The sequence below is a fragment of the Streptomyces sp. NBC_00582 genome, from assembly GCF_036345155.1.
Lineage (GTDB): Bacteria > Actinomycetota > Actinomycetes > Streptomycetales > Streptomycetaceae > Streptomyces.
In genome coordinates this window covers 9215776-9241856 of sequence record NZ_CP107772.1, presented here as the reverse complement: position 1 = coordinate 9241856, position 26081 = coordinate 9215776, and the positions used below count along the sequence as shown (strand labels likewise).

Below are 26081 nucleotides of genomic sequence, written 5' to 3'. Positions count from 1 at the left end.
ACGCGGGGGCCCCGGCGTCCCTCTGTGCACCGCCGCGCCCGAACGTTGCCGTTCGCGGATGACAGCGGGCTTCCCGGTACGACCGAGGGCCCCTACGCCACCGATCCGCAGGCGCCGCACGCCTCGCGCGCCCGGATCCCCGCCCCTCGGCCCCGCACTGATCGTTCCCGGCCACGGCAGCGCCTTCGCACCGACCCCGCAGACCCCGTCCTGACGGGAGCAGCGCAGGGAAATCCCCAGGTCAGCACCTGTTCCCCCGTCAGGTCGGTTTCTCCCGGGACCCGTTGTCAGTGGCTTGTTCTACAGTTCCCGTCACTTGATCAACGCGGGTGCGGGAGGCACGTATGGGGTGGGTGTCGGCCGGCGACTACGAGGTCGCCCTCGACGACGGCAAGGTGGTGTGCCGCAACGCGGCGGGGCGGCTGCTGAAGTCCGTACCGCCGAAGATCGCCGACGATCCGGCGGTGACGGGCCTGCGCCAGCTCGTCGAGTGGCTGGAGCGGCACGAGCGGCAGTGCCTGACCGACGTGGAGCGGTGGATGGTGCGCTCGCTGCCGGTGCCGTTCGCGGTCCTCGCCCGGGTGTGGCCCGACCCCGCCTGGCAGGCCGCCCTGCGCGACCTGGTGGTCACCGGTGACGACGGAGAGGTGGCCGGATTCCTGCGGGACGCCGACCCCGAGCGCGGCCTCGGTCTGGTCGACCTCGACGGCGACACCGTGCGCATCACCCCCGACCTGGTCCGTCTGCCGCATCCGGTCCTCCTGGACGACCTGGAGGAGCTGCGGGAGTTCGCCGTCGAACTCGGGGTGGAACAGCGCGCCCAGCAGCTCTTCCGTGAGGTGTGGCACCGGCCCGCGACACTCGACGCCGAGGCCACCTCCGTCGAGGAGTACGCGGGCGGGGCGTTCAAGGAGCAGCGGTTCCTGCACGGCCGGGTGACCCAGCTCGGCTACCGGGTGCGCGGCGGAAACGCCGTCCACTCCGTCCTGGAGGACGGGCGCACGGTCGAGGCGCGGGTGTGGGTGGGCGACTACGAGAGCTACGAGGAGTCCGAGACGGGCTCCCTGGTGTTCACGGATCCCGCGGGCCGGGTGCTGAGGCTCGGTCAGGTGGGGCCGGTGGCCTGGTCGGAGGGCATGCGCATGGCGGCCGCGCTGTACGCGGGACGCGACATCGAGGACGAGGAGCGGGCGGCATGACGACCTACGACGAGACCACCGCGGGCACGCTGCTCGACGCGGGCGCGATCCTGCCGCAGGGCAGCACGGGCCGCGAGGACGCCGACACGCTCACCGTGCGCACCTACACCCATCCCGTGCTGGACGACCGGCGGATCGTCCGGCTGGTGCCGGGCACCCTCGGCGAGGCCGAGGACCTCGCCCTGGACTTCCTCGGTCTGGCACGGGACACGGAGGTCCCCGAGGTCGGCCAGGTGCGCCGGGTGACCCTCGGCTTCCCGGCCTGGGCCCTGGTCAACGACCCGGCGAACGGCCACCACGCGCTGGCGCTGGTCCGGGACATCGAGCGGCTCGCCCGGCAGGCCAAGTCACGGCCGGGCACCGCCAAGGACGGCTTCGAGGAGCTCGGCACCCGGCTCGGCCGGGCGGTGCCGCACTTCCTGCCGACGTTCTACGAGCAGGCCGCGCGCGTCTTCCTCCAGCACGAGAACACGACGTACGCCGCCGCCTTCTTCGGCAAGGCCCGGGACGCCGAGCGGGTGCACGCGCTGACGGTGGACGAGGAGCGGCAGCGTGCCGTGTTCCTGGAGTTCGCCTTCGCGGGCGCGCTGACGGTCAAGGCGCTCAAGGAGCACGTCAAGGCGCTCGCCGCGCGGCTCAGCCCGGCCGACGCGTGGGCGCAGTTCCGCCAGCTCACGGTGGAGCGCTGTGCGGCCGGTATGCCGCCGTACGCGTCGCTGCCGCAGGACGCGCGAGGGCTGATCAAGGCGGCGGGGCTCGACCGGGTGACCGAGGAGTGCGGGCTGGTCGGTGATCTGCTCGCCTCGCCCGCGGCGGTGCGGGCTCCGGCGTCCTTCTGGAACTCCTACCGGGCGACGCTCGTGGTGCTCGCCGAGCGGCAGCCGGAGGTGCGCCGCAGGCTGCTCGAGATCATGCCGGCGGGCCTCGGCCGCTCCGTCGAGGACGACGAGTTCTGGCTGGCGCTGCTCACGGAGTGCGGGGCGGACCTGCTGCTGACCGGTGAGGCCGGTGCGGAGGCGGACGCGGTCGACGGGGCGGACTGGCTGACCCGCTGGGCCCTGCACCGCAAGCACGGCGGCAACATCTGCGACCGGTCCCCGGCCACCCTCGCGCTCGTGGCGAGGATGGCCCCCCGGTTGCGCGAGCGGGGCCGGCCCGTCGACGTCGTCACGGGCCGCTGGCACGCCGGCGCCGACCTCGACCTGCTCGATCTGTGCCTGGCCGAGGGCGTTCCGCTGACGCCGCCCCCCGCGGACGAGGTCGTGTACCTGGGTCTCCAGCGCTGGCTGAGCGAGAACCGGCCCGGCCGGCGCGAGCTGACCGGCATCGCGGCGGACGCCCGCTTCCGGCGTCTGCTCTACACCGAGATCGGCACGCAGAGCGGCAACCGCCCGGAGACCGCGGTGCTGCGGGGCATCGCCGGCCATCCCGTGCTGAGCGACGTGCTGCGCGAGTGGCTGCGGGACGCGGCGGGCGAGCTGACGGCCGCCGTCGGGCTGCCGGCCGCACGCACCGCGCTGGAGCGGATGCGGCCCTTCCGCGGCGTGGCCGCCGAGGTGGCCCCGGACGCCGTGGCGCAGGTCGCCGCGCACAAGGCCGCGCCGCTGCTCGGGCACACCCTGCGCGCCGGTCTGCTGGACGAACTGGGCTGGCCCGCGCTGGAGGAGGCACTGCGCCGGATCGACACCGAGACCAAGCCCCGGCGCGACCAGGACAAGACGATCACCGTCCAGGAGGCCTGGCCCGCGCTGATCGTGTCCCGGGGCCACAAGGTGTTCGTCGTCGGCCCCGAGGAGATCCTGCTGGAGCACGATCTGCGGCTGCCGGTGGACCTGGGCCAGTGGAACCGGCCGTCGTTCCGCTACACCGACGGCGAGCTGCTGGTGATGTGGCGTGAGGACGGCAAGCAGTACGGCTACTGGTCCGCCCGCGCGGGCGATGTGTTCCCGCTCGGGGGCGAGCAGATCCCCCACTACTGGTACGGCGGCGGTGACGCGGGCGATCCCTCGATCCCGCTGACCGGCGGGGGCCGAGCCTCCGGCGGGCGCACCCTGCACGCCGGCGACACCGTGCTGCCGCCGCGCCGCCCGATCCTGGGCGACGGCACCTCCTACTGGCGTCAGGGCCGACAGGGCCGTCGGCAGGTGTGGCTGGAGTACGACCCGGCCACCGGCACGCACGGGCGTGCCTCGCTGCCCTCGTTCCTGCACAGCGGTGTCCGGGAGGACGCCACGCTGCTGCATCAGCACTGCGAGGTGCTGCCGCTGCAGCCCGGTCTCGAGCACAGCCCTTTCGGCACCGACGGCACGGTCCTCGGCCGCTGGGTGCGGACCGAGGGCGAGGGCGAGGGCGCCCGTACGGTCGTCGGCACACCGGACGGCCGGACGGTCGCCGTGCCGCAGAACGGCGGGGCGTCGGGGGTTCCGCTCGGCGCGCTGCGGCTGCCGGGAGGCGCCGAGCCCGTCGCCGTACGGCAGCACCGGCAGATCGCGCTGTACTCGGGCGACGACACGTCCGCCGCCGGTGAGCTCGGGCGGGTGACGCCGATGGAGCGGGGCAGCGAGTTCGCCGCCGGTACCCGGTTCGTGCCCCCGGTCGAGTTCTGGCACGCGCTGCGCCCGCGCGACGAGCGGGCCTCGGCCGTGCTGCGCGCGCTGACCGACGAGCGGGTGGCCGAGGTGCTGCGGGCCGGCGCCGAGGCGCTGGCGGAGCGGCTGGCGAAGGTGGCGGCCGCCGGCACGGTCGACGGGAGCTCCGACGCGAAGGCCGTCGTCCCGACGGCCACCGAGGTGCTGCGGAAGGTCGTCGCCGCCGCCCTGCCCGGGCTGGGCGACGAGCGGCTGGTCACCGGTGTGACGGCGCTGGTGCGCGCCGCACTGCAGTTCGACGAGTCGACGGCGGCGTACGTGGCGCCCCCGGCCGAGCGGCCGAAGCGGGACCCGCGCCGCACGGAGGGCATGTTCGCCGACTACAGCCCCGAGTACGGCGACGACTCCACGCTGCGCGAGGCGATGGGCGGCCTGGAGGGGCTGCACGGCTGGTGGGGCGGCGACCCGCGGTGGACCGCGCTGCGGCAGATCCGCGCCGTGAACCAGGTGCTGTCCGGGAGGCCCGCCGACGGCAGGCCGCTGCCCAAGGCCCTGCGGGACACCGGCGTCGGCGACGGCTGGAGCAGTGACGAGTTCACCGTCCCCGGCGACGGCGCGCAGTGGCTGTCCGTCCTGGACACCCTGCGCCCGCTCGCCTACCGGGCGACGTCCCCGGCGACGACCGAGACACATCGTGCGGCACTGCTTCTGCTGTTCGAGGCGATCGTGGAGGGACCGCTGGCCGCGCCCGGGAAGCCGCTGCGCCAGATCGTGCTGAGCGAGCCCCACGACAAGCAGCAGCGAGCCGGCCAGGTGATGCGCCGAGGCGACCGTACGGTCGTCTTCCTCACCTCCCGGAGCGTCGACGAGCGCGGCCGGATGCACTGGCTGGCCCTGGACCACGGCCCGGTCGACGACCGCGGCGCGATCGCCCACTTCACCCTGGAGCGCGAGCACGCGCATCCGGCGGTGTACCCCGCCGAGGCGCTGGCCGCCGTCACCCGGCTCGTCCGGGACAAGGGCCCGGCCCCCTGGCAGGCCTCGGCGCAGGACGCGCTGGTCACCGCCACCGGCGGCGGGCTGGGGCCCCTTCAGGCGGCCCTGCTGCTCGCGGGCCGGCCCGCTCAGCTCACCGACGAGACGATCGCCGTGACCGGGCTGAAGCCCCGTCAGAAGGAGCTCGGCGACACCCTGCTGAACTCGCTGGAGCCGGGCACCTGGAAGCCGATGGTCGGCGCCCTGCTGCCCGAGAACCCAGCCGACCTGTGGACCACCGGACCGGACACGGACGCGGTGGGCCGGATCTGGAAGCGGTACCTGGGCGACGTGATCCGGCTGCCCGAGGACCTCGCCGCCGAGTTCTCCCTCGTGTCCCTGCCGCTGGGCTCCGTCCACGAGGTCCTCAACCCGGAGCGCACCCCCTGGATCAGCCGCACCACCGTGCAGCGGCCCGGCAAGGACGGCGACCTGGTCGCGGAGGACCCGCGGGCACTGCCCGGCCGGTACGACCTCACGCAGGCCGTGCACGCCCTGGCCGGCCTCGCCTACACGCTGCCCTACGGGCACCCGTTGCGGGCCGTGCTGCCGGAGAGCCTCGCGGCGCTGCGCCGCCGGGTCGCCGACCCCGGGCTGCTGCTCGACCTCGACCTGGCCTGGACGTCGAACGCCGGGGCTACCGCCGTCGAACTGCGCAAGGCGTACGGGATGCCCGCCACCGGCGGCGCCGGCGAGGACGGGCTGACGCGGGCGGGCGAGGCGCTGGTGCTGCGCCCCTGGTACGGGGACCAGGAGACCGTGCTGGTCCGGCCGGGCGCGATCACCGGCTCCGACGACCCGGTGTTCGGACTCCTCGAGGGGATCGTGGGCCCCGGTCGCGGACAGGGCATGTGGGCGCTGCGGACGCTCCTCGGCGAGGACCTCACCCACGCCCTCGCGGCCGGTGTCGACCCCGAGGGGCCCGTGGGCCACGCGCAGGACCCGGCCTTCAGCGTGCCCGGCCTGGTCGCCGAGGTCGCCGAGCGGCACGGCCTCGGTCCGGACGCCGCGGCGCTGTATCTGATGCTGCTCGCCCTGCCCGACCCGACCGACCGCAACTGCGCCCGCTGGACCGGCTGGAAGCCGGCCCGGACGAAGAAGGCACGCGCCGAACTCGCGGCGAGCGACCTGGTCGTGGAGGCCAAGCGGTCGCGCGCCGGACGCACCCTGTTCCTGCCGTGCGGCTGGCTGGACCTGAAGTCCAGGGGCTCGCTGCCGGTGGAGATCTGGAAGCGGGACCTCTATCCGCTCAGCGGCTACGGGCGCGCCGTACCGCTGCTGCCGGTGCCCGAGCTGTACGAGCGTGCCTGGGACCGCGTGCGCACGGGTGACGCCCCGGCGTACGAGGAGCTCACCACCCGCGCCACCCGCAAGGGCCGCCGCCGATGACCACCGTCCCGCCCCCGCCCCAGGGGCCGACGCCGACCACCCTCCCGTCCGAACCGGAAGAACGCACCGCGATGACCGCCGCGACGACCAGCACCCTCGCCCCCGAGAACGCCCGCCAGATCGTCCCGCCCGAGGAGCGGTACGCCGGTGAACTGGCCTTCCTCGCCGCGTACGACGACGGTCCGCGGCCGCCCGCCTGGCGGCTCACCCCGCGTGCGGTCGTCACCTTCGTCATGGGCAGCGACGGCCGGGCCCTGAAGCTCCCCGACGACGTCGAGGCGCCCGAGGGCGTGCCGCGCCGACTGGTCGTGGAGGGCAAGTTCGTCGGTGACCGGGCCCTGGTGGAGCGGTGCGTCGTGACGCTCGCCGGAGAGCGGGGTCTGCTGCTCGTCGGTGAGCCCGGCACCGCCAAGTCCATGCTGTCCGAGCTGCTGTCGGCCGCCGTGTGCGGTACCAGCGGCCTGGTCGTGCAGGGCACCGCGGGCACCACCGAGGACCAGCTCAAGTACGGCTGGAACTACGCCCTGTTGCTGGCGCAGGGGCCCAGCCGGCAGGCGCTGGTGCCCTCGCCGGTGCTGACCGCCATGCGCCGGGGTGGCATCGCCCGGGTCGAGGAGGTCACCCGGTGTCTGCCGGAGGTGCAGGACTCGCTGGTGTCGCTGCTGTCGGAGCGGCGGATCGCGGTGCCCGAACTGGCGGGCACGGACGACGCGTTGGCACACTCGGCGCCCGGCTTCAATCTGATCGCCACGGCCAACCTGCGGGACAAGGGCGTCTCGGAGATGTCCGCGGCCCTCAAGCGCCGCTTCAACTTCGAGACGGTCGGCCCGATCCCGGACCTCGACGCGGAGACCGCGCTGGTGCGCAGCCAGGCACGGGCCTCCGTGGAGCGGGCCGGGGCGCCCTTCCAGGTCGACGACGCGGTGCTGGAGGCGCTCGTCACCGCCTTCCGCGATCTGCGGGAGGGCCGGTCGGCGGAGGGCTGGGAGGTGGAGCGGCCGTCCACGGTGATGAGCACGGCGGAGGCCGTGTCGGTCGCGGGCGCGCTGGGGCTCGCGGCGGCCTACTTCCCGGGCGACCGTGATGTGCTCGGCCTGCTGCCGGGCCATCTGCTCGGCGTGGTCCGCAAGGACGACCCGGCCGACGCGGCCCGGCTGCGCGGGTACTGGGACGGTCCCGTGCGGCGCCGCGCCGAGCAGGGCTCCGCCACCTGGCGGACCCTGTGGGACCTGCGCACGGTCCTGGAGGGCTGACGGCCGTGTCGCTCTCCCAGGGGGTCGCCCCCGCCGCCGAGGGGGACCCCACCGGCAAGGCGCTCCAGGCGCCCAGCTCCCCCGAGGAGGCCCTCGCCGCCCTCACCGACCCCGCGGCGCCCTGTCTCATCGGTGTACGGCACCACGCTCCGTCGTTGGCGGCGGCCGTGCCCGCGCTGCTCGACGCGGCGCGGCCGGACGTGGTGCTCGTCGAGCTGCCGGCCGAGATGCAGGAGTGGCTGCCGTGGCTGGGGCACGAGGAGACCCGGGCGCCGGTCGCCCTCGCCGCCGCGCCCTCGGACGGCCGGGGTCCGACCGGGCCGGCCTTCTACCCGTTCGCCGACTTCTCGCCCGAGCTGGCGGCCGTGCGGTGGGCCGCTCGGCACGGCGTTGCGGTGGTCGCCTGCGATCTGCCGCTCGCGCACCGGGCCTGGGGCGAGGGGCGCGGCTCCACGGCGTCCGGGGAGTCCCTCGGGCTCACCTCCGCGCTGCGGTCCCGGCTGACGGGGCGTCCCGGGGACGACCTGTGGGACCGGCTCGTCGAGGCCACCGCGCCGGGCTCCCCGCCGGAGGCCCTGCGCCGGGCGGCCCTGCTGACGGGGTGGGCGCTGCGCGAGGACGCGGCCGCCGCGGGCGGGGTACCTGAGCTGGACCTGCGCCGGGAACGGTGGATGCGGGCCCGGATCGCCGAGGCCACCGCGGACGGGCAGCGGGCCGCGGTGGTCGTCGGCGCCTTCCACGCGCCCGCGCTGACGGCGTCGCGGGACACGGAGGAGGACCCGGTCTCCGACGGCGGGGGCACGTCCTGGACCACGTCGCTGATCCCGTACACCTACGCCCTCCTGGACGAGCGGTCCGGCTATCCGGCCGGGATCCGGGACCCGGAGTGGCAGGACCTGGTGCTGCGGGCGGCCGGGGACCCGGCCGCGCTGGAGGAGGCGTTGACGGGGGCGGCCGTGCGGGTGTGCGCGGAGCTGCGGGAGCTCGGACATCCGTCCGGACCCGCCGACGCCCGGGAGATCACCCGGCTCGCCTCGGACCTGGCCCGGCTGCGCGGGCTCCCGGCGGCGGGGCGGGGCGAGCTGGTCGAGGCGGTGACCACGGTGCTCACCCAGGGCGAACCCTACGGGCGGGGCCGGGCCGTGGCGCGGGCGATGGAGCGGGTGCTGGTCGGCACCCGCACCGGCCGTCCTGCCCCGGCGGCCCCGCGCAGCGGTCTCGCGCCGGCCGTCGAGGCCGAGGTCGCGGAACTGGGGCTGCCCGGACCGGGCAGCGGCACGGCGACGGCGAAGGACCTGCGCCTCGACCCGCTGCGCTCCGACCTCGACCGGCGACGAGAGCTGCTGCTGCGCCGGCTGACGGTGTGCGGGGTGCCGTACGGGGAGGCCAAGGAAGTCGCCGGGGCGGGCGGGGCCGAGGCGCTGACCTCCCGGTGGGAGGTGCGCTGGACGCCGGCCACCGCGGCCATGCTGACCGCGGCCGGGGTGCGCGGGGTGACCGCCGCCCAGGCCGCCGAGGGGGTGCTGCGGGAGCGGCGGCGCGCGGAGCGGGACGAGGGCGGCTCGACCGGCGCGCAGGTGCTGGAGGGGCTGGCGCGGGCGGCGGAGTGCGGTCTGCCGGCGCTGGCGGACGAACGGCTCGACGACCTCGCCGAGACCCTGCCGCAGGTCGGTACCCTGCCCGAACTCCTCGGCGCTCTGGCCCTGTTGGACCGGGTCCGCTCCGGTCATGTCGCCGGGCTCGGCGCCGACGAGGACCGTACGGTGCGGGCGGCCGCCGTGGCCGAGCTGCTGACGTCGGCGGCGGTGCGGCAGGTGGACGGTCTGACGGGTTCCGAGGACCCGGCCGACGCGCACGCCCTGCTCGAACTCGCCCATCGGGCGGATCTGCTGGGCGGCATCCGGCTCACCGACGCCCTCGCCCGGCTGGCGGCCGGCGGTTCGCCGTTGATGCGCGGCGCCGCCGGGGCCGTACGGGTGCTGCTCGGGCAGGAGGACGCGCGGGTGTTCGGGGACCGGGTGGCCTCATGGGTCGACGGGGCCGTGGATCCCGGGGCGCGCTCCGCGCTGGCCGCCCGGCTGACCGGGCTGCTGACGGCCGCGGGGCCGTTGCTGGAGGCGGCGGCCGAAACCCTGGATCCGCTGCTCGACCGGGTGGCGGAACTGTCCGACCGGGCCTTCCTGGACCGGCTTCCGGCGCTGCGGGGCGGCTTCGACACGCTGAGCCCGGCGGCCCGCGACCGGCTCCTGTCGGCCGTGGAGGAACGCCTCGGCACGGACCGGGTCGCGGACACGGGCGGGGTGGACCCCGCCGCGCTGGCCGCCTGGACCCGGGCCGACCTCGCGGCGCAGGCCGCCCTGCGCTCCCTCGGACTGCTGCCCGCTCCGCGACACGGAACCGAGAAGGTCACCGAGGAGGTCACCGGGCGGAGCCCGGTTCGCGGGATCGGGGGAGGCGAGCGGCAGCTCGCCCCGGCCGACCGCTGGCGGCTCGTCCTGGGCCGACGGCGGGACCGGCTGCCCGCGTCCGCCGCGCCGCTCGCCACCGCCCTGGACGAGCTGTACGGCAGCGGGCGCGGCGAGGGCAGCCGGGGTGATCTCACGGGTGCCGGCGCAGGCGGCGGCCGGGAGGTGCCGTATCCCGGGGTGCGGGAGTGGTCGGAGGAGCTGGCGGCGCTGTTCGGGCCGGGCATCCGGGAGGAGGTGCTGGCGGCGGCCGCGGCGGAGGGCCGCAAGGACGTGCTGACGGAGCTGGACGCGGACAGCGTGCGCCCCTCGGTGGATCTGCTGCGCACCGTGCTGAGCCACGCGGGCGGCCTGCCCGAGGCCCGGCTGGCCGCGTTGCGTCCGCTCGTCCGACGGCTGGTGGACGCGCTCACCCGGGAGCTGGCCACCCGGTTGCGTCCGGCGCTGCACGGCACGGTGCTGCCGCGGCCCAGTCGGCGGCCGGGCGGCGGTCTCGACCTGCCCCGTACGCTGCGGGCCAATCTGGCGACGGCCCGGCGCGGCCCGGACGGCACGGTTCGGGTCATCCCCGAGCACCCGGTGTTCCGTACCCGCGCCCGGCGGGCCGCCGACTGGCGGCTGATCCTGGTCACGGACGTGTCGGGGTCCATGGAGGCCTCCACGGTGTGGGCGGCGCTCACGGCCTCGGTGCTGGCCGGTGTGCCGACCCTGTCCACGCACTTCCTGTCCTTCTCCACGGAGGTCATGGATCTCACCGGGCATGTCGAGGACCCGCTGTCGCTGTTGCTGGAGGTGAGCGTCGGGGGCGGCACGCACATCGCGGCGGGTCTGCGGCACGCGCGCGAGCTGGTCACCGTGCCCTCGCGCACCCTCGTCGTGGTCGTCAGCGACTTCGAGGAGGGGTATCCGCTAGGCGGGCTGCTCGCCGAGGTCCGCGCCCTGGTCGGCGCCGGCTGTCATGTGCTGGGCTGCGCGAGCCTCGACGACACCGGTCGGCCGCGCTACTCCACCGGCGTCGCGGGGCAGCTCGTCTCGGCGGGTATGCCCGTGGCCGCCCTCAGTCCGCTCGAACTCGCCCGCTGGGTAGGGGAGAAGATCGCATGAGCACGAGTCCGCGGCTGCCTCCGGTCGCCCCGTCCGTGACCGCCGAACTGGTCGAGGCGCTGTCACCCCGGCTGCGCAAGCGGCTCGACGCGGGCGTGGCCAAGCTGGCGGCGCGTCCCGTCGTCCGCGACGGGGACACCGTGCGCATCGCGATCGACGACGACACCGACCTCGAACTGCACGCGCCCGGCGGGGTGGTGACCGGCGCGGACGCGGTCCGGTGCGGCTGTCTGCTCGCCCCGGACTGTCTGCACCGCGCGGCGGCGGCCTCGGCGGCGCCGGTGGCGGAGGACGTCACGGTGCCGGAGGCGGAGGACGTCGCGGTGCCGGAGGCGGAGGACGTCGCGGTGCCGGGGGAGCGGCAGGGGCCGGGCGCACCGGCCGTGCCCACGGCGGCGAGCCCGCGGGCCCCGCAGCCCCAGCCCGGGCCCGAGGCCCCCTCCCCCGGCGAGCTCGCCGCCGCCCGCGCCGTCTTCGAGGCGGCGGCCGCCGTCCTCGAGGCCGGCACGGACGGGGCCGGTGCCGTGCTCCAGGCCGAATTGCTGCGGGCCGCGCACACCGCACGGCTCGCCGGGCTCCCCCGGGCCGCCTCGGCGGCGGTCACCGTGGTGACCGGGGTGCGCGCGGCCCGGTCGGCGGACCCGGCCTACCGGCTGCCCGACCTCGTCGAGGCGCTGCGCACGGTGCTGGGCGTGGCGCACCGGCTGCCCGAGGCGGCGGGCGCCGAGCTGACGGAGCTGCGCGGGACGGTACGGCAGCCGTACACCCCGGACGGTTCGCTGCGGCTGTACGGGCTGTTCTCGGAGCCCGTACTGACGGCGACCGGGTACGCGGGCGCGGTCACCTGGACGGCGGACGCGGAGGGCCGCCTCTACACGGTCTCCGACGTGGCCCCGGGCGGTCCCGGGCGGGCCACCGGCGCCGCCGACCGGACGGTGCGGATCGGCGACACGGCCCTGACCCATCGCGAGCTGTCGCGGGCGGGGCTCGCCGTGTCCGGCGCGACGGTGTCGCCGACGGGACGGCTGGGCGCCGGGGCGGGGGTACGGGCGGTCCGCGCGGCCGGCGCACAGTGGCGCGGGGAGCCGCTGGACCGGCTGTGGGCGGTGCCCGTCGCCGAGCAGGTGGCCCGTGCCCTGGCCGGCGGCCCCCACGACCTGCTCTTCCTCGACGTCACCCTCGTCGGGACCGTCCGGGAGGCGACGGGTGACTGTCTGCTGGCCGACTGCGACGGGCTCACGTTGCGACTGGCCGCGGCGCACGACGATCCGGCGCTCCCCCACCGGGAGAACCTCCGCCTGCTGGCGGCGGCCCGCGGCAGTCGGCTGCGCGTGGTCGCCCGGCTGGCCCCGGGTCCGCTCCCCCGGGCCCTGCTGCTGGCGGCCGAACACCCCTCCCAGCCGGGTGTCCGGGTCGATCTCGGTCTGGACCGTCTCCAGCGCGCCGATCTGCCCGCCCCGGCCGTGCCGCCCGGCGCCGCTCCCGTGCCGGACGAGGCCCCGCTGCACCTGCTGCGCCGCCGGGTGCACCAGGCGGTGTCCGGAGGCCGCAGGGTGCTGGCCTTCCCGGGCGGCGCGGCGGGCGATCCGGCCCGGTTGCGCCGTACCGGGTTCGCCACCGGGGCGGCCGTGCTCGACGAGCTGCACGCCACGGCGGCGGACCGCGCCCGTGACGCGTTCGGCCGTCTGCTCCCGGCCGACACCCCCCGTTTCGCCCGGGCCTGGCTGGCGGCCGCCTGCTACACGGGCGAAGTGGAGCGCGCGTTGTGCGCCACGGCCTGGGGTTTTAGGTCAGGATCTGACCTCTATGGCGCCTAACGTGGTACTCGACCGCGACGACACGGAAGAAGAGGACCATGACCGACTCCACCACCCCCGCCCGCACCGTCACCGGTGAGCGCGCCGACCTGCTGAACGAGCTGGCGCAGGCCCGCCACTTCCTTCGGTTCACCACCCGCGAGCTCACCGACGAGCAGGCCGGGCAGCGGACCACGGCCAGTGAGCTGTGCCTGGGCGGTCTGATCAAGCACGTGACCGCGACGGAGCGCAGCTGGGCGCAGTTCATCGTCGAGGGGCCGTCGGCCCTGGGCGACTTCGACTCCATGACCGAGGAGGACTTCGCCCGGCGGGCCGACGAGTTCCGGATGCTGCCGGGCGAGACGCTCGCGGGCGTCCTGAAGGAGTACGAGGAGGTGGCCCGCCGTACGGACGAGCTGGTCGCCGGTCTGCCGGGCCTGGACGTGGACCACCCGTTGCCGAAGGCGCCGTGGTTCGCGCCGGGCGCGCGCTGGTCGGCGCGCCGGGCGCTGATCCACATCATCGCCGAGACCGCCCAGCACGCCGGTCATGCCGACATCATCCGGGAGTCCCTGGACGGGGCGAAGAGCATGGGCTGATCTCGAGGAGGTGGGCCTGCCAGGGCTCCAGGGCGACGAAGAGGCCCGGGTCGGTCAGCTCGTCGCCGTCGCGGTCGTACGTCAGTCCGGTGAGCAGGTCGGTCAGGCGGTACGCGTGTCCGCGCATCCCGTCCCAGGGCAGGGGGATCCTCGCCCGGGACGGCCGGTCGCAGTGGTTGACGACGACGAGATGGCGGGCGTCCGGGTCCGTCCAGGTCCAGGCGAGCAGCCGGGTGTGGGTGTCGTCGTCGGGCCGGCCGGTCGGGGTGAGCTGTCGCCACTCGCCCCGGCGGATCCCGGCCGCGGCCGGGAGCAGCCGGCCGTAGAAGTCCCGTAGCGACGCGTCGGCCGGTTCCTCGGGGGCGCGGCGCAGGAACACGGGGAGCCGGACCCCGCGTCCCTCGAACTGGCCCTCGTGCCAGAGGGTGGCGCCGGGCAGGGTCGCGACGGTCACGGCCGCCGCGCGGTCCCGGCCACCGGGCAGGGCGGTGGCGGCGCGCGGCTCGTCGTGGTTCTCCAGGAAACGGACCAGGCCCCGCTGGTAGGCGAGGTCGGCGCCGAGATGGGCGCGCACGGCACCGGCGTCCTCGTGGACGAGCCGGTCGTAGAGCCGTTTGTCGTAGCAGTGGTCGAAGCCCTGCTGCTGGAGGGTCCATTCGAGGTCCCAGTAGGCCTCCGCGACGAGGAGGAGGTCGGGGTGGCGGGCGCGCACCCGCGGCAGGACGGAGGGCCAGAAGTCCTCGACGGGCACGGGCCCCGCCCTCTCCCCCCAGGTCTTGGCGAACACGTCGTTCGTCATCAGCATCGCCATGTCGCAGCGCACGCCGTCCGCCTGGTCCCCGATGGACACGAGGGTGTCGACCGTCGCCTCCCGCAGCTCCTCGCTGAACGCGTCGAGTTGCACGACGTCCGGCCAGGGCGGGAAGTACGGGTCACGGCCCCGGGCGAAGATCCGTCCCGCCGCCTCCAGATGGGCGCCGGGGTCGCGGGCGAGGTCGTCGGCGGTGCCCCGGATCAGGCGGTCGGGGTGCGTGGTGAGCCAGGGGTGGTCGGGGGCCACATGGTTGGGGACGTGGTCGAGGATCAACCGCAGTCCACGGGCGGCGAGTTGGGCGCGGGCGGCGGCCAGGCCGCCGGGGCCGCCGAGGGACGGGTCGACGACGTAGTCGCGGACGCAGTACGGGGATCCGGTGATGTCCGCCTCGGTGAGGTCGGGCAGGGCCTCGCGGAACGATCCGAGGAGGTTCTGGTCGCTCAGCGCGATCCGCAGGCCGGCCGGGCTGCGTTCCCAGACGCCCATCAGCCAGACGGTGTCGACGCCGGGCCGGGCGACCTCGTCCCAGATCTCGCCGGGCACCTCGCCCAGGGTGATCCGGCGGCCGAGACGACGGCTCAGCCCCTCCAGCCAGACAAGGGTGTTGATCTCGTGGATCACGGTCACGACAGGGGCTCCTCACGTTCGCCCGGCGAGGGTGCGAGCGACTCCCGGCCGCCCCGCTGCCAGGTCGGCGCGGACGGCCCCGTCGGTCGCCCGCAGGGCGGGGATCGCGGTGCCTCCGGCCCAGGACGTCCCCCACTGCCGCTCGCTCAGATACCGGCCCCAGCGCCGCCAGGGCGCCAGGCCGGCGTCGGCCTCCACGAGCCGCTGCCGCTCGGCGTCCACGGGTCCCTCGGCATCGGTCATCGCCCGTCCTCCTCAGCACCGGCACTGTCCCCACAGTCGGGCGTATCGGACCGGGTCGCAAGGACGAGGACAGGGATCCACCGGACCCCGCGTCCCGGGCCGAACGGCCGTCACCGGCTCCGGAAAAACCGTGTGGCGGAACGTGGTTCCGGTCCGTACGATCGCCGCGATGACTACTCCTTCTGTTCGCAGATTGGGGGACCCGTCCGCGCAAGGTGAGTGCTGATGGCCACTCACACCGCGTTCGGGGACTCCCGGCTTTCCTTCTGGCGGCGCGTGCGCGAGTTCGCCGTCCCGCCCTCCATGATCGAGACCGCGACCGCCCGCCGGCTGGCCGGTGACTGGGCGGGGGCGTGCGCCGCCGCGGGCATCGACGTCGACCTCGCTCCGCGTTCCGTGGCGCGGACCCACGGCCGGGAACTGGCCGACCGGGTCCGGGCCGACCTGCGCCGGCTCGCCCCCGACCTGCTGCGCTGGCACATGCCGAGGATCGCTCCCGACGGACTGCTCCGACCGGGGCTGACCCTGTCACTGGCCCGGTACGACACCGAGGGGCCGGGCGGCGAGCGGCCCGCGCACCTCGTGGTGCGGACGGCACCGGCCTGGGCGGACGCCGGGCAGCGGATGAGCCTCGCGCTGTGGGACGCGTCCCGTCCGGCGGACCGCGCCTCGCATCATCCGCATCCCTGTCCCGACCGGCGGTTCCGCCTCGACCTGCACCGGCATCTGTGGGATGCGGAGCGGGCCGGGGAGCTGGGGGCACGCGCCCGGGGTGCGGGACCGGATCCCGGCGCGGAGCCCGGGCTGGTACCCCCCGACCTCGGGTGTGCCGTCGGCCGGTGGGCGGACGAGGCCGGGATCCTGCTCGCCGCCGAGGGCCGGCCGGGCGGGACCGTTCTCGTACGGCTCGGAGGGCGCCGTCGGCTGGCCCTGGAACCGGCCGCCGAGGGGGACGGCAGCGGGCCGCCCGGGCTGCGGATCACCCGGGCGCCCTCCGGGGGCGGGGTCTCCGCGCTGCCGGTCCTGCCCGACGCGGCCACCTGGGTGCTCCCCGATCTGGAGCTGCTGCGCACCGGTGCCATCGACGCCGATCTGCTGCATCCCCTGGTCGCCGCGGCGCTCGTACCGGGCCGCCCACCGGTGCCTCCGCCGAGGAGCGACGACCCGGCGGGGCGGGCGCGGCTCGTGGAGTGCCGCGGCGCCCGGCACCGGATCGGCCTGGTCGACGGTGTCCTGGCCCCGCTCGACCACGAGCCGGAGGAGATCCGCCGGGAGGAGCTGCTGGCCGCGCTGACCGGCACTCCCCTGCCCTGTCTCCAGGCCGTCGACCGGGCGCACCGCCGCCCCGACTGTCTCGACGGGGTCCGCGAACGCCTGAGCCACGGAGACATCGCCGGTGCGCTGGCCGTGGTCGAGGGCCTGCTGGGCCCCGAGGCGGTGCTGCGCGACGGCGCGCTGCGGGACGCCCTGGAGGAGGCCGCGCACCGGCGGATCACCTACGGGCTGTTCCGGGCGGGGCTCACGGGACCCGGGCCCACCCGGAACAGCCCGCAGGACCGGCGCCCCCTCCACCTGCGCTCGCATCCGCGTCACACCACCCCGCGCTGACCCGGGACCCACCCGCCTTTTCTCTCGCCGTTTTCTCTCGTCCTTTTCTCTTGTCGTTTTCCCTCACTCGGCTCACCCCGACCCAAAGGTGATCACACACATGCCCACCAGCACCCCGTCCGCCGTACCCACCACCGCCCCTGCCCCCGACTCCCGGCTCGACGTGGCCGCAGATCTGCTGGCCCTGCTGGGCGAGGCCGACACCGAACCGCGCCCCGACCACCAGCTCGAGGCCCTGACGCTCGCCGTGGCGGCCGATCTGCCCGTCCTGCTGTGGGGCGAGCCGGGGATCGGCAAGACCGCCGCCCTGACCCAGCTCGCCGAGTCCCTCGATCTGCCGCTCACCACGGTCATCGCGAGCGTGCACGAACCCTCCGACTTCTCCGGGCTGCCCGTCGTCGGGGACGACCCCGCCGAGCAGGGCGTCCCGCTGGCGCCGCCGGACTGGGCGGTGCGGCTGGTGCGGGCCGGCCGGGGTCTGCTGTTCCTCGACGAGCTGTCGACCGCGCCGCCCGCCGTCCAGGCCGCGCTGCTCCGCCTGGTGCTGGAGCGGCGGATCGGCGCCCTGCGGCTGCCGCCCGGGGTGCGGATCGTGGCCGCCGCCAACCCCCGGTCCTCCGCGGCCGACGGCTGGGAGCTGAGCCCTCCGCTCGCCAACCGGTTCGTGCACCTCCAGTGGCAACACGACCACGAGGTTGTCGTACGGGGGCTCGGCGGGACCTGGCCGCGGGCGACCCTGCCCCGGCTCGACCCGGAGAAGCTGCCGCAGGCCGTGGCGTACGCACGCCGGGCGGTGTGCGCGTTCCTCACCGCGCGCCCGCCGCTCGTGCACCGGCTGCCCAGCGGGGAGACGCGCCGGGGCGGCCCCTGGCCGTCACCCCGGAGCTGGGAGATGACCCTGCGGCTGATCGCGTTCGCGACGGCGGCCGGTTCCTCGCGGGACGTGCTCGCCCTGCTGGTCAGGGGCACGGTGGGCGACGGGCCGGGCCTGGAGCTGCTGGCGGGCCTGGACCGGCTCGACCTCCCGGACCCCGAGGTGCTGCTCGCCGAGCCGGCGGGTGCCGAGCTGCCCGAGCGCGGGGATCTGCGGCAGGCGGTGCTCGACGGGGTGGTGGCCGCCGTACGGGAACGCCCGGACAAGTCCCGCTGGGACGCGGCCTGGGCCCTGCTCGTGCGGGCGGTGGAGACCGGGGCGCCGGATCTGGTGGTGGTCCCGGCGACGACCCTCGCGGCGCTGCGCTGCCAGGAGTGGCAGGTGCCGGCGTCGATCGAGCAGCTCGCCGGGGTCGTCTCGCTGTCACAGCGGGCGGAGCGGGCGCAGCGAGCGACGGCAGCGGCCAAGGCGTGAGGGAGGACGACGGCGTGAGGGCGGACGACGGCGTGAGGGCGGACGACACAGGCACGCACGACCGAGGCATGGAGGAGGCACGGCCGGTGACCGGCGTGGACACGCCGGTGCCCCTCGACCGCGACAAGCTCTTCACCGCCCGGCTGTACGCCGCGCGGGCCCGCCCCTATCTGGCGACGGCGCTCTTCGCCCTGCATGTCGTCGAGTCCCGGCGGGTGCCGACGATGGCCGTGGACAAGCACTGGCGCTGCTACGTCTCGCCGGGGTTCGTGGAACGGATGCCGGTTCAGGAGTTGGCGGCGGTCTGGGTGCACGAGGTGTCGCATCTGCTGCGCGACCATCACGGGCGCAGCGACCGAGTGGCCCGCGAGCGCGGTCTGACCGGCCCGGGCGAACGGCTGCGGATGAACATCGCGGCAGACTGCGAGATCAACGACGACGCCTACGGCGACGGCCTGGTCCGGCCCGCGGGCGCGGTCGATCCGGAGTTCCTGGGGCTGCCCGAGGGCGAGTTGATGGAGGACTATCTGCGCCTCTTCGGTCTGGGCCCGCGCACCCAGGACCTGGCCTGGCTGGACTGCGGCAGCGGCGCCGACGGGCTGGACCGGGAGTGGGACCTCGGCCCGGCCGGCGCGCACGGACTGAGCGAGCAGGAACGGGACGCCGTCCGCTTCCGGGTGGCACAGGGCATCAAGGGCCGCCCGGGGAACACGCCCGAGCAGTGGCGGCGCTGGGCGGAGGAGGCGTTCCATCCGCCGCAGCCCTGGCGGGAGTTGCTGGGGGCGGCGGTCCGCTCGGCCGCCTCGGGCGCGGGCGGGGGCGAGGACTACTCGTACGGGCGGCCGTCGCGGCGCTCGGCCGGGGTGCCCGGGGTCGTCCTGCCGAGTCTGCGGCGCCGGCCGCCCCAGGTGTCCGTGATCATCGACACCTCCGGGTCGGTCAGCGACGTCGAACTGGGCAGCGCGCTGCTGGAGGTCGCCGCGATCTGCCGTGCCGTGGGCGGGCGGCGGGACCTGGTCACGGTGGTGCCGTGCGACGCGGACGCGCAGCTGGCGCACTCGCTGTGCAGGGGGGAGGGGATTCCGCTGATGGGCGGTGGGGGCACGGATCTGCGCACGGGCTTCGCCAGGGCGCTGCGGACGCCGCCGCGGCCCGATGTCGTCGTGGTGCTGACGGACGGTCAGACGCCCTGGCCCACGGCGCGCCCGGCGTGCCGTACGGTCGTGGGCCTCTTCTCCCGGCCCGGGGCCGGGTCCTGGCGGGAGGACGACCCCGACTACGTACCGGACCCGCCGCCCGACTGGGCACGGGTGGTGGACATCGGATGAACCGAGCCGGGACGTCGACGGAGGGGGCTGAGGGAGCGTTCGGTGTCCGCGGAACGCCTCCTCCAGCCACCAGGCGCCGCGGTCCTCGACCGCCTTCGCGTCGACGAGCAGCGGCGCCGACCGCCGCCCCGCGAGCCACTCCTCCACGGCCACGATTTGGCGAGGTCGCGGTGCGCAGTCCCTCGCGTTCTCCTCGCCCGCCTCAAGCAGCCGTAGGGCGGTGAGCGTGACGTCGCCGGTGACGCCGAGCCGCCGCGCCCGGTGCGCGCCGAGGGCCGACGGGTCGTCGTCCACCTGGACGACGGTCGTGCCGGCGCCGACCAGGGTGCCGTGCCGGGTGGTCCACATGTTGAGCGCGCTGCCCCACTCGCGGCTCGAACCCCGGCATGGCACCCTGATGTGACGCTCATTCAGGGCTCGACACGCGGGGGACGTCATGTTCACCAGGGGGACGGCCGCGGGCGCGGCGGCGGTGTGCGCGGTGGGTGTGCTGACCCTGTCCGGCTGCACCTTCGAGGACACCGGCGGGCAGTCGACCGGCCCGACGGGTCCGACGGCCACCTCGACGACCTCCTCCGGCCCGCCTGGGGCCTCCCCCTCCCGGTCGGCGTCCGCGCGCCCCACGCCCACGCCCGTGCCCGTGACCGGTCCGGACCAGAAGCTGGCGACCATGACGATCACCGGCGGTTTCGCCGGGGTGAACCAGGAGGTGGTGCTGCGGGGCGACGGCACGGTCCGGGTCACCGACAAGGGCGCGTCCCGGGTCCGGCGGACGACCGCGGCGCAGTTCCGGAGCCTGCGCCTGCTGCTCGGGGATCCGGCGCTGGAGGACGTCCCCTCGTTCACGATGGGGAGCGGGGCGTACGACTCGTTCCAGTACACGCTGCGGTTCGGCGGCCGTACGGTGATGACGGACCGCTCCGGTGAGGAGCCCGCGCTCGACCGGCTCATCGACGCCCTGGACGACTGGCTGCCGAGGACGTGAGGGCCGATCCCGCCTAGGCTGGAGGTCTCGCCAGCGCGGGGCGGGCCAGGGAGGCTGTCATGACCGATGCCGGCCGCTATCTGCCGATCGCCGAGCACGGGCTCATCGGTGATCTGCGCAGCGTGGCCCTGGTGGGGACGGACGGCACGATCGACTGGTACTGCTGTCCCGCCTTCGACTCTCCGAGCGTGTTCGGCTCGATCCTGGACGCCGAGCGCGGCGGCTGCTTCGAGCTGGCGGCGGCGGTCCCGGCCCGCACCAAACAGTTCTACTTCCCCGACACCAACGTCCTGATCACCCGTTTCTTCACCGGGGACGGGGTGGGCGAGGTGCAGGACTTCATGCCGGTGACCGGTGGGGCCGCCGAGGCCGAGCGGCACCGGCTGATCCGGCGGGTGCTGTGCGTGCGCGGCGCGCTGCCGTTCCGTATGCGGGTGGCTCCCCGGTTCGACTACGGCGCCCGTCCGCACACCCTGCGCGTGGTCGAGGGCATGGCGGTCTTCGCGTCCGAGGAACTGGCCCTGTCGCTGACGGCGACGGTGCCGCTGGAGTGCGACGGGCCGGACGTGCGGGCGGACTTCAAGCTGTCCGAGGGCGAGTCGGCGGTGTTCGCCCTCGACCAGGTCGGCGGCGAGGTCAACCCGCGGCGGTGCGCGCGCACGGAGGCCGAGGAGCAGTTCGCGCAGACGGTGACGTACTGGCGGCGCTGGCTGTCGGCCTCCCGGTACCGGGGCCGCTGGCGGGAGATGGTCCACCGCTCCGCCCTCACCCTGAAGCTGCTCACCTACGCGCCCACCGGGGCGATCGTGGCCGCGCCGACCACGAGCCTGCCGGAGCAGCTCGGCGGTGAGCGCAACTGGGACTACCGGTACGTCTGGGTGCGCGACGCCGCGTTCTGTGTGTACGCGCTGCTGCGGCTGGGGTTCTCCGACGAGGCCGAGGCGTTCATGGAGTTCGTGACCCGGCACATCACGCCGGGTGACGGGAAGCCCTCGGGGCCGTTGCAGATCATGTACGGCATCGACGGGCGCACGGATCTGTCGGAGACCGAGCTCACGCATCTGGAGGGCCACCAGGGCTCGGCGCCGGTGCGGGTCGGCAACGCCGCCGCGGACCAGCTGCAGCTCGACATCTACGGCGCGCTGATCGACTCGGTCTACCTCTACGACAAGTGGGCGCGGCCGGTCTCCAGCGACCAGTGGGACGACGTGTGCGCCCTGGTGGACTGGGTGTGCGCCCACTGGGACCAGCCGGACGAGGGGGTCTGGGAGACGCGGGGCGGCCGGAAGAGCTTCCTGTACTCGCGGCTGATGTGCTGGGTGGCCATCGAGCGGGCCGTACGGATGGCGAACCGGCGGGGGCTGCCCGCCGATCTGGCCCGCTGGCAGGAGTGCCGCGACCGGATCTACCGGCGCATCCACACCCACGGCTGGTCGGCGCGCAGGCAGGCGTTCGTGCAGCACGAGGACGGGGACGTGCTGGACGCGGCGGTGCTGATGATGCCGCTGACCAAGTTCATCGCGCCGACCGACCCCAAGTGGCTGTCGACGCTGGACGCGCTCACCGCGGACCTGGTCTCGGACTCGCTGGTCTACCGCTACGACCCGCTGGCCAGCCCCGACGGGCTGCGCGGCGACGAGGGCACCTTCTCCATCTGCTCCTTCTGGTACGTCGAGGCGCTGGTGCACGCCGGGCGGCTGGACGAGGCGCGGCTGGCGTTCGAGAAGATGCTGACGTACGCCAACCATCTGGGCCTGTTCGCCGAGGAGATCAGCCAGACCGGTGAGCAGCAGGGGAACTTCCCGCAGGCGTTCACGCATCTCGCGCTGATCAGCGCGGCCTTCAATCTCGACCGTGCGCTCGGCTGACGGGCCGGTGCGGGTCCGGGTCCCTCACCTGCCCCAGATGGTCCGGTACGCCTTCCGGTAGCCCGTCGGGTCCCAGCTCGTCGTACCGGCGCTGTTGTCGGCCGTGGAGATGTGGACGGGGGCCGTGTACCCGCTGGCGGGAGCACCGGAGAAGGCGCGGTTGAACTCGTCGACGATCTGCCAGCCCTGCAGGGTCAGCGGTTCGGGCACGGTGGCGGCCTGGTACTGGCGGCTGTTGACGCGCTGGAAGGCGGAGGGGTCGCCGTCGCCCGCGCCGATGTTGTACGGCGGTCCGGAGCCCTTCTTGCCGGCCGCGCGGAAGGCGGGGGCCGCGTCGGCGAAGTACAGGTCGTTGATGGCGACGGAGTGGGTCCACCGGGCGCCGAAGCGGGCGAGGAGGGAGGAGATCTCGCGGGGGGTGCGGGTGCCGGCGTCCGGGATCGGGATGTTCTCGTACGCGAGGAGCCTCACTCCCGGGCAGGTGGCGAGCTCCTTCTTGATCAGCTCGGACTTGTTGCGGGCGAAGGGGATCGAGGCGTCGGTGATCAGGACGACCCCGGCGCGGCCCTGGGAGTGCGCGATGACCCAGCGCGCGCTGATCGCGGCCACCTCCTCGACGCGAGTGGTGACGTTGGTGAACAGCTCGGGCCGCCGGCTGGGGCCGGGGGCGGCGAGGGCGTGCCAGCCGACGAGCGGGATGCCCGCCCGGTTTGCCCGCGCCACCTGTCCCGAGGTCGAGGCGGGGTCGAAGCCGCCGATGACGATGCCGGCGGGTTTGAGGGCCACGGCCTCGCCCATCGCCGCCTGGAGTCCGGCGGGGGTGCCTCCGCCGTCGATGACCCGGACGTTCCAGCCGATGACGCGTGCGGCCTCCCGCACCCCCTGCGCGGCGCCGGCGACTCCGGGGTTGGTCATGGTCTGGGCGACGTAGACGAGGGTTCTGCGGGACACGGCCCGGGGGCCGGTGGTCGGGCCGTCCCAGGGGACGTCGGTGCGCTCCGCCTCGAGGACGGCGGCCTGTGCCGTGGCGTGGACGGTGGGACATCCGTTCGGGCCGGTGGGGGTCTCCCCCGAGGTGTCCGAGGAGCCGCGTTCGCAGCCGGCGAGGAGGGTGGCCGCCGCCAGCAGCAGGGCGCAGGAGCCGGCCCGGGCGGTGCGGGCGCCGGGGGTGGCTCTGCGGTTGCCGTGCACGGGGGCTCCTTCCATGGGGCGGGCGGGAATTACGGGGAGGGCGGTGGGCCGGGCGGCTTCGCGGGCGGGGCGTCGCGGGCGGGGCCGGTCAGCCGGCGGCGGGCCGCGTATCCGGCCAGGCCCACGGCGATCAGGAGCGTGCCACCGTAGAACAGGGGGACCGTCCAGAAGTCGCCGCCGAGCTGGCCGATGCCGGTGAGGCCCACGGCGAGGACGGCGACGGCGACCAGGGTGCCCAGGGCGTTGGGCCGGCCGGGCTTGATCGCGGTGGCGCCGAGGAGCGCGCCGGCGAAGGCGGGGAGCAGGTAGTCCAGACCGACGCTGGGGTTGCCGATCTGCTGCTGGGCGGCGAGGAGCACCCCGGCGATGCCGACGATCAGTCCCGAGGCGGTGAAGGCGTAGACGGTGTACCTGCGGGTCGGGATGCCGAGGAGGTCGGCCGCGCGCGGGTTGGAGCCGACGACGTACAGGTACCGGCCGAGGGGGAGCCGTTCCAGGACCAGCCAGAGGACGGCGGTGAGGACGAGGACGTAGAACGCGGGGACCGGGAGGCCGAGGAACGTCGAGTCGTAGAGGTCGGTGAAGGCGGGCGGGAGGCCCTCGGGGCCGGGGACGATCCGGCCGCCGTCGGTGACCCAGCCGGTCACGGCGTAGAGCATGCTGCCGGTGCCGAGGGTGGCGATGAAGGAGTCGATCCGCCCGAACTCGACGACGACCCCGTTCAGGACGCCCACGGCGGCCCCTCCGGCGATCACCGTGATCGCGGCGAGCGGCCAGGGCCAGCCCTCGTCGACGACGAGCTGCATCACCATGACATGGGCCAGACCGAGGGCGTAGCCGAGGGAGAGGTCGAAGGCGCCGGTCACGATGGGGACCATGGCGGCGAGGGCGAGGATCGCCGGGATCGCCTGGGTCGACAGGATCGAGTCGACGGTGTCCAGGGTGGGGAACGTGCGGGGCAGGGCGAGCGAGAAGACGAGGAAGAGCAGGGCGGTGAGGGCGAGCAGGCCGTAGGCGCCGACGAGGTGGCCGCCGGGCCGGCGGGGGCGGGGCGCGGGCGGGGCCGTCATGGCCGCGTCCCCGTCCGGGGCGGGGGCATGGCCGAGGCGGCGCGGGTCAGCTCGGCGACCGTGAGGGACGCGCCGCTCGGCTCGGCCGTCACGGCTCCCCGGACGAGGACGAGGGCGCGTCGGCACACGCTCACGACCTCCTCGAAGTCGGTGGAGATCAGGAGCACCGCGAGGCCCGCGGTCCGTGCCTCGTCGAGCAGGCGGTGGACGGCGGCCTTGGCGCCGACGTCCACGCTCGCGGTCGGCTCCTCCAGGATCAGCAGCCGCAGATCCGTGCGCAGCCAGCGGCCGATCATGACTTTCTGCTGGTTGCCGCCGGAGAGGGTCGCGAGGGGGGCCTCGCTGTCGTGGGGGCGCACCGAGAACCGGTCGAGGAGCGCTGCGGACGCCACCCGTTCCCGTCGGGGGCCGATCCAGCGGGGGGCGCGGCGGCCGCCGGCGGCGGGGTTGGCGAAGAGGTTCTCCCGGACGGTCAGCTCGGCGAGGCAGCCCTCCCGCAGCCGGTCGCCGGGCACGAATCCGACCCCGTGCCGCACGGCGTCGGCGACCGTACGGGGGCGGTACGGCCGTCCGCCGAGCCGGACCTCCCCGGCGAGCAGGGGCCGCGCCCCGGCGAGGGCCCGTCCGAGGTCCAGTTGTCCGGCCCCGGACAGCCCGACCAGCCCGACCGCTTCCCCGGCCCGCACCTCCAGGTCGACGGGTCCCGCGTGGGCGGTGCGCACGGCGTCGAGGGTGAGGAGGAGGGGGGCGGGGGCCGGGTGAGCGGCCGGTGCGTGCGTGCCAACGGGAGCGGGGGTGGGTGGCCGGGGGCCGATGATGTCGTGGACGAGGCGGGTGGGGCTGTGGCCGGTCAGGGGGCCTTGGCTGACGAGGTGGCCGTCGCGCAGTACGGCGAAGGTGTCGGCGACCTCGTAGACCTCGTCGAGGCGGTGGCTGACGTAGAGGAGGGCGTGGCCGCGGTCGCGCAGGGCGTGCAGGACGCGGAACAGTCGCGCGCAGTCCGGGGCGGGGAGGCGGGCCGTCGGCTCGTCCAGGACGATGAGCCGGGCGTCCGCCGCGAGGGCCCGGGCGATGGCGACCAGGGACCGTTCGGCGGGCGCCAGGCGGGCGACCGGGGTGTCGGGGTCGAGCGGGGCGGCGACGGTACGCAGGGCGTCGGCGCACCGCTCACGGGTGCGGCGCCAGGAGACCAGTCCGGCGCGGCGGGGATATCCGGTGCTCAGGGCGATGTTCTCGGCGACCGTCATCCACTCCACGAGACCGAGGTCCTGGTGGATGAAGGACATGCGGCGGGCGGCGGCGTGGCTGCCGAGCGGGTGCCCGTCCACCGTGATCCGTCCCGTGTCGGCGTGGTGGACCCCGGCGAGCACCTTGATGAGCGTGGACTTCCCGGCACCGTTGGGCCCGAGGAGGGCGAGGACGCTGCCGGCGTGGACGTCGAGGTCGACGTCGGCCAGCGCGAGGGTCCCGCCGAACCGTTTGCCGAGGCCGCGGATGCGGACCAGGGGCTCCGACGCGAGGGGCGCGGCCGCCTTCGCAGACGTGTCGGGAGCGTCGCACATGAGGCGATC

The 26081-nt window shown here is 75.2% G+C and carries 16 protein-coding genes; 11 read left to right on the top strand and 5 right to left on the bottom strand.

The features are described from left to right. Positions 1-344 precede the first annotated feature (344 nt). The 6 genes from OG852_RS41810 to OG852_RS41785 all read left to right on the top strand — a co-directional run bounded on the left by OG852_RS41810 (position 345) and on the right by OG852_RS41785 (position 13428). Complete coding sequence (locus tag OG852_RS41810) at positions 345-1199, top strand: DUF4132 domain-containing protein (protein WP_133912968.1); 855 nt, start codon at positions 345-347, stop codon at positions 1197-1199. Next, positions 1196-6211: a hypothetical protein gene (locus OG852_RS41805; protein ID WP_330350602.1), complete on the top strand. Its 5016-nt coding sequence runs from the start codon at positions 1196-1198 to the stop codon at positions 6209-6211. Before OG852_RS41810 ends, OG852_RS41805 begins: the two co-directional genes overlap by 4 nt. A 71-nt stretch (positions 6212-6282) precedes the next feature. Further along, positions 6283-7464: an ATP-binding protein gene (locus OG852_RS41800; RefSeq protein WP_330351592.1), complete on the top strand. Its 1182-nt coding sequence runs from the start codon at positions 6283-6285 to the stop codon at positions 7462-7464. Positions 7465-7592: 128 nt separating this feature from the next. Continuing rightward, positions 7593-11033: a vWA domain-containing protein gene (locus tag OG852_RS41795; RefSeq protein ID WP_330351591.1), complete on the top strand. Its 3441-nt coding sequence runs from the start codon at positions 7593-7595 to the stop codon at positions 11031-11033. Next, the gene (locus tag OG852_RS41790; RefSeq protein ID WP_330350601.1) at positions 11030-12850 is read left to right on the top strand and encodes a hypothetical protein; all 1821 of its coding nucleotides are present in this window, start codon (positions 11030-11032) and stop codon (positions 12848-12850) included. Before OG852_RS41795 ends, OG852_RS41790 begins: the two co-directional genes overlap by 4 nt. 38 nt (positions 12851-12888) lie before the next feature. Then, positions 12889-13428, top strand: a complete 540-nt coding sequence (locus OG852_RS41785; protein WP_133912964.1) for a DinB family protein — start codon at positions 12889-12891, stop codon at positions 13426-13428. Here OG852_RS41785 and OG852_RS41780 read toward each other — a convergent pair. Further along, positions 13388-14869: an alpha-amylase family glycosyl hydrolase gene (locus OG852_RS41780; protein ID WP_330350600.1), complete on the bottom strand. Its 1482-nt coding sequence runs from the start codon at positions 14867-14869 to the stop codon at positions 13388-13390. The two genes, OG852_RS41785 and OG852_RS41780, sit on opposite strands and share 41 nt — an antisense overlap. A gap of 12 nt (positions 14870-14881) precedes the next feature. After that, entirely contained in the window at positions 14882-15112 is a 231-nt protein-coding gene (locus OG852_RS41775) for a hypothetical protein (protein ID WP_330350599.1), read from the bottom strand. Between the two features lie 225 nt (positions 15113-15337). On the opposite strand from OG852_RS41775, the gene OG852_RS41770 reads away from it, so the two are divergent. From OG852_RS41770 to OG852_RS41750, 5 genes are all read left to right on the top strand, one after another. Further along, on the top strand, positions 15338-16720 hold the full coding sequence (locus OG852_RS41770; RefSeq protein ID WP_330350598.1) for a hypothetical protein: 1383 nt from the start codon (positions 15338-15340) through the stop codon (positions 16718-16720). A gap of 100 nt (positions 16721-16820) precedes the next feature. After that, positions 16821-18068 carry an AAA family ATPase gene (locus tag OG852_RS41765; protein WP_330350597.1) on the top strand — a complete coding sequence of 416 codons (1248 nt, stop codon included), beginning with the start codon at positions 16821-16823 and terminating at the stop codon, positions 18066-18068. Positions 18069-18136: 68 nt separating this feature from the next. Further along, on the top strand, positions 18137-19396 hold the full coding sequence (locus OG852_RS41760) for a vWA domain-containing protein (protein ID WP_330350596.1): 1260 nt from the start codon (positions 18137-18139) through the stop codon (positions 19394-19396). 436 nt (positions 19397-19832) lie between these two features. Continuing rightward, positions 19833-20381, top strand: coding sequence for a hypothetical protein (locus tag OG852_RS41755; protein ID WP_330350595.1), 549 nt, complete (start codon positions 19833-19835; stop codon positions 20379-20381). Between the two features lie 59 nt (positions 20382-20440). Beyond that, positions 20441-22249 carry a glycoside hydrolase family 15 protein gene (locus OG852_RS41750; protein ID WP_133912958.1) on the top strand — a complete coding sequence of 603 codons (1809 nt, stop codon included), beginning with the start codon at positions 20441-20443 and terminating at the stop codon, positions 22247-22249. A gap of 24 nt (positions 22250-22273) precedes the next feature. Here OG852_RS41750 and OG852_RS41745 read toward each other — a convergent pair whose 3' ends face one another. The 3 genes from OG852_RS41745 to OG852_RS41735 are packed head-to-tail and all read right to left on the bottom strand — an operon-like array spanning position 22274 to position 26072. After that, the gene (locus tag OG852_RS41745) at positions 22274-23440 is read right to left on the bottom strand and encodes a substrate-binding domain-containing protein (protein ID WP_208117170.1); all 1167 of its coding nucleotides are present in this window, start codon (positions 23438-23440) and stop codon (positions 22274-22276) included. 29 nt (positions 23441-23469) lie between these two features. After that, positions 23470-24510 carry an ABC transporter permease gene (locus tag OG852_RS41740; protein ID WP_133912956.1) on the bottom strand — a complete coding sequence of 347 codons (1041 nt, stop codon included), beginning with the start codon at positions 24508-24510 and terminating at the stop codon, positions 23470-23472. Beyond that, complete coding sequence (locus OG852_RS41735; protein ID WP_133912955.1) at positions 24507-26072, bottom strand: sugar ABC transporter ATP-binding protein; 1566 nt, start codon at positions 26070-26072, stop codon at positions 24507-24509. Before OG852_RS41735 ends, OG852_RS41740 begins: the two co-directional genes overlap by 4 nt. Positions 26073-26081 lie beyond the last annotated feature (9 nt).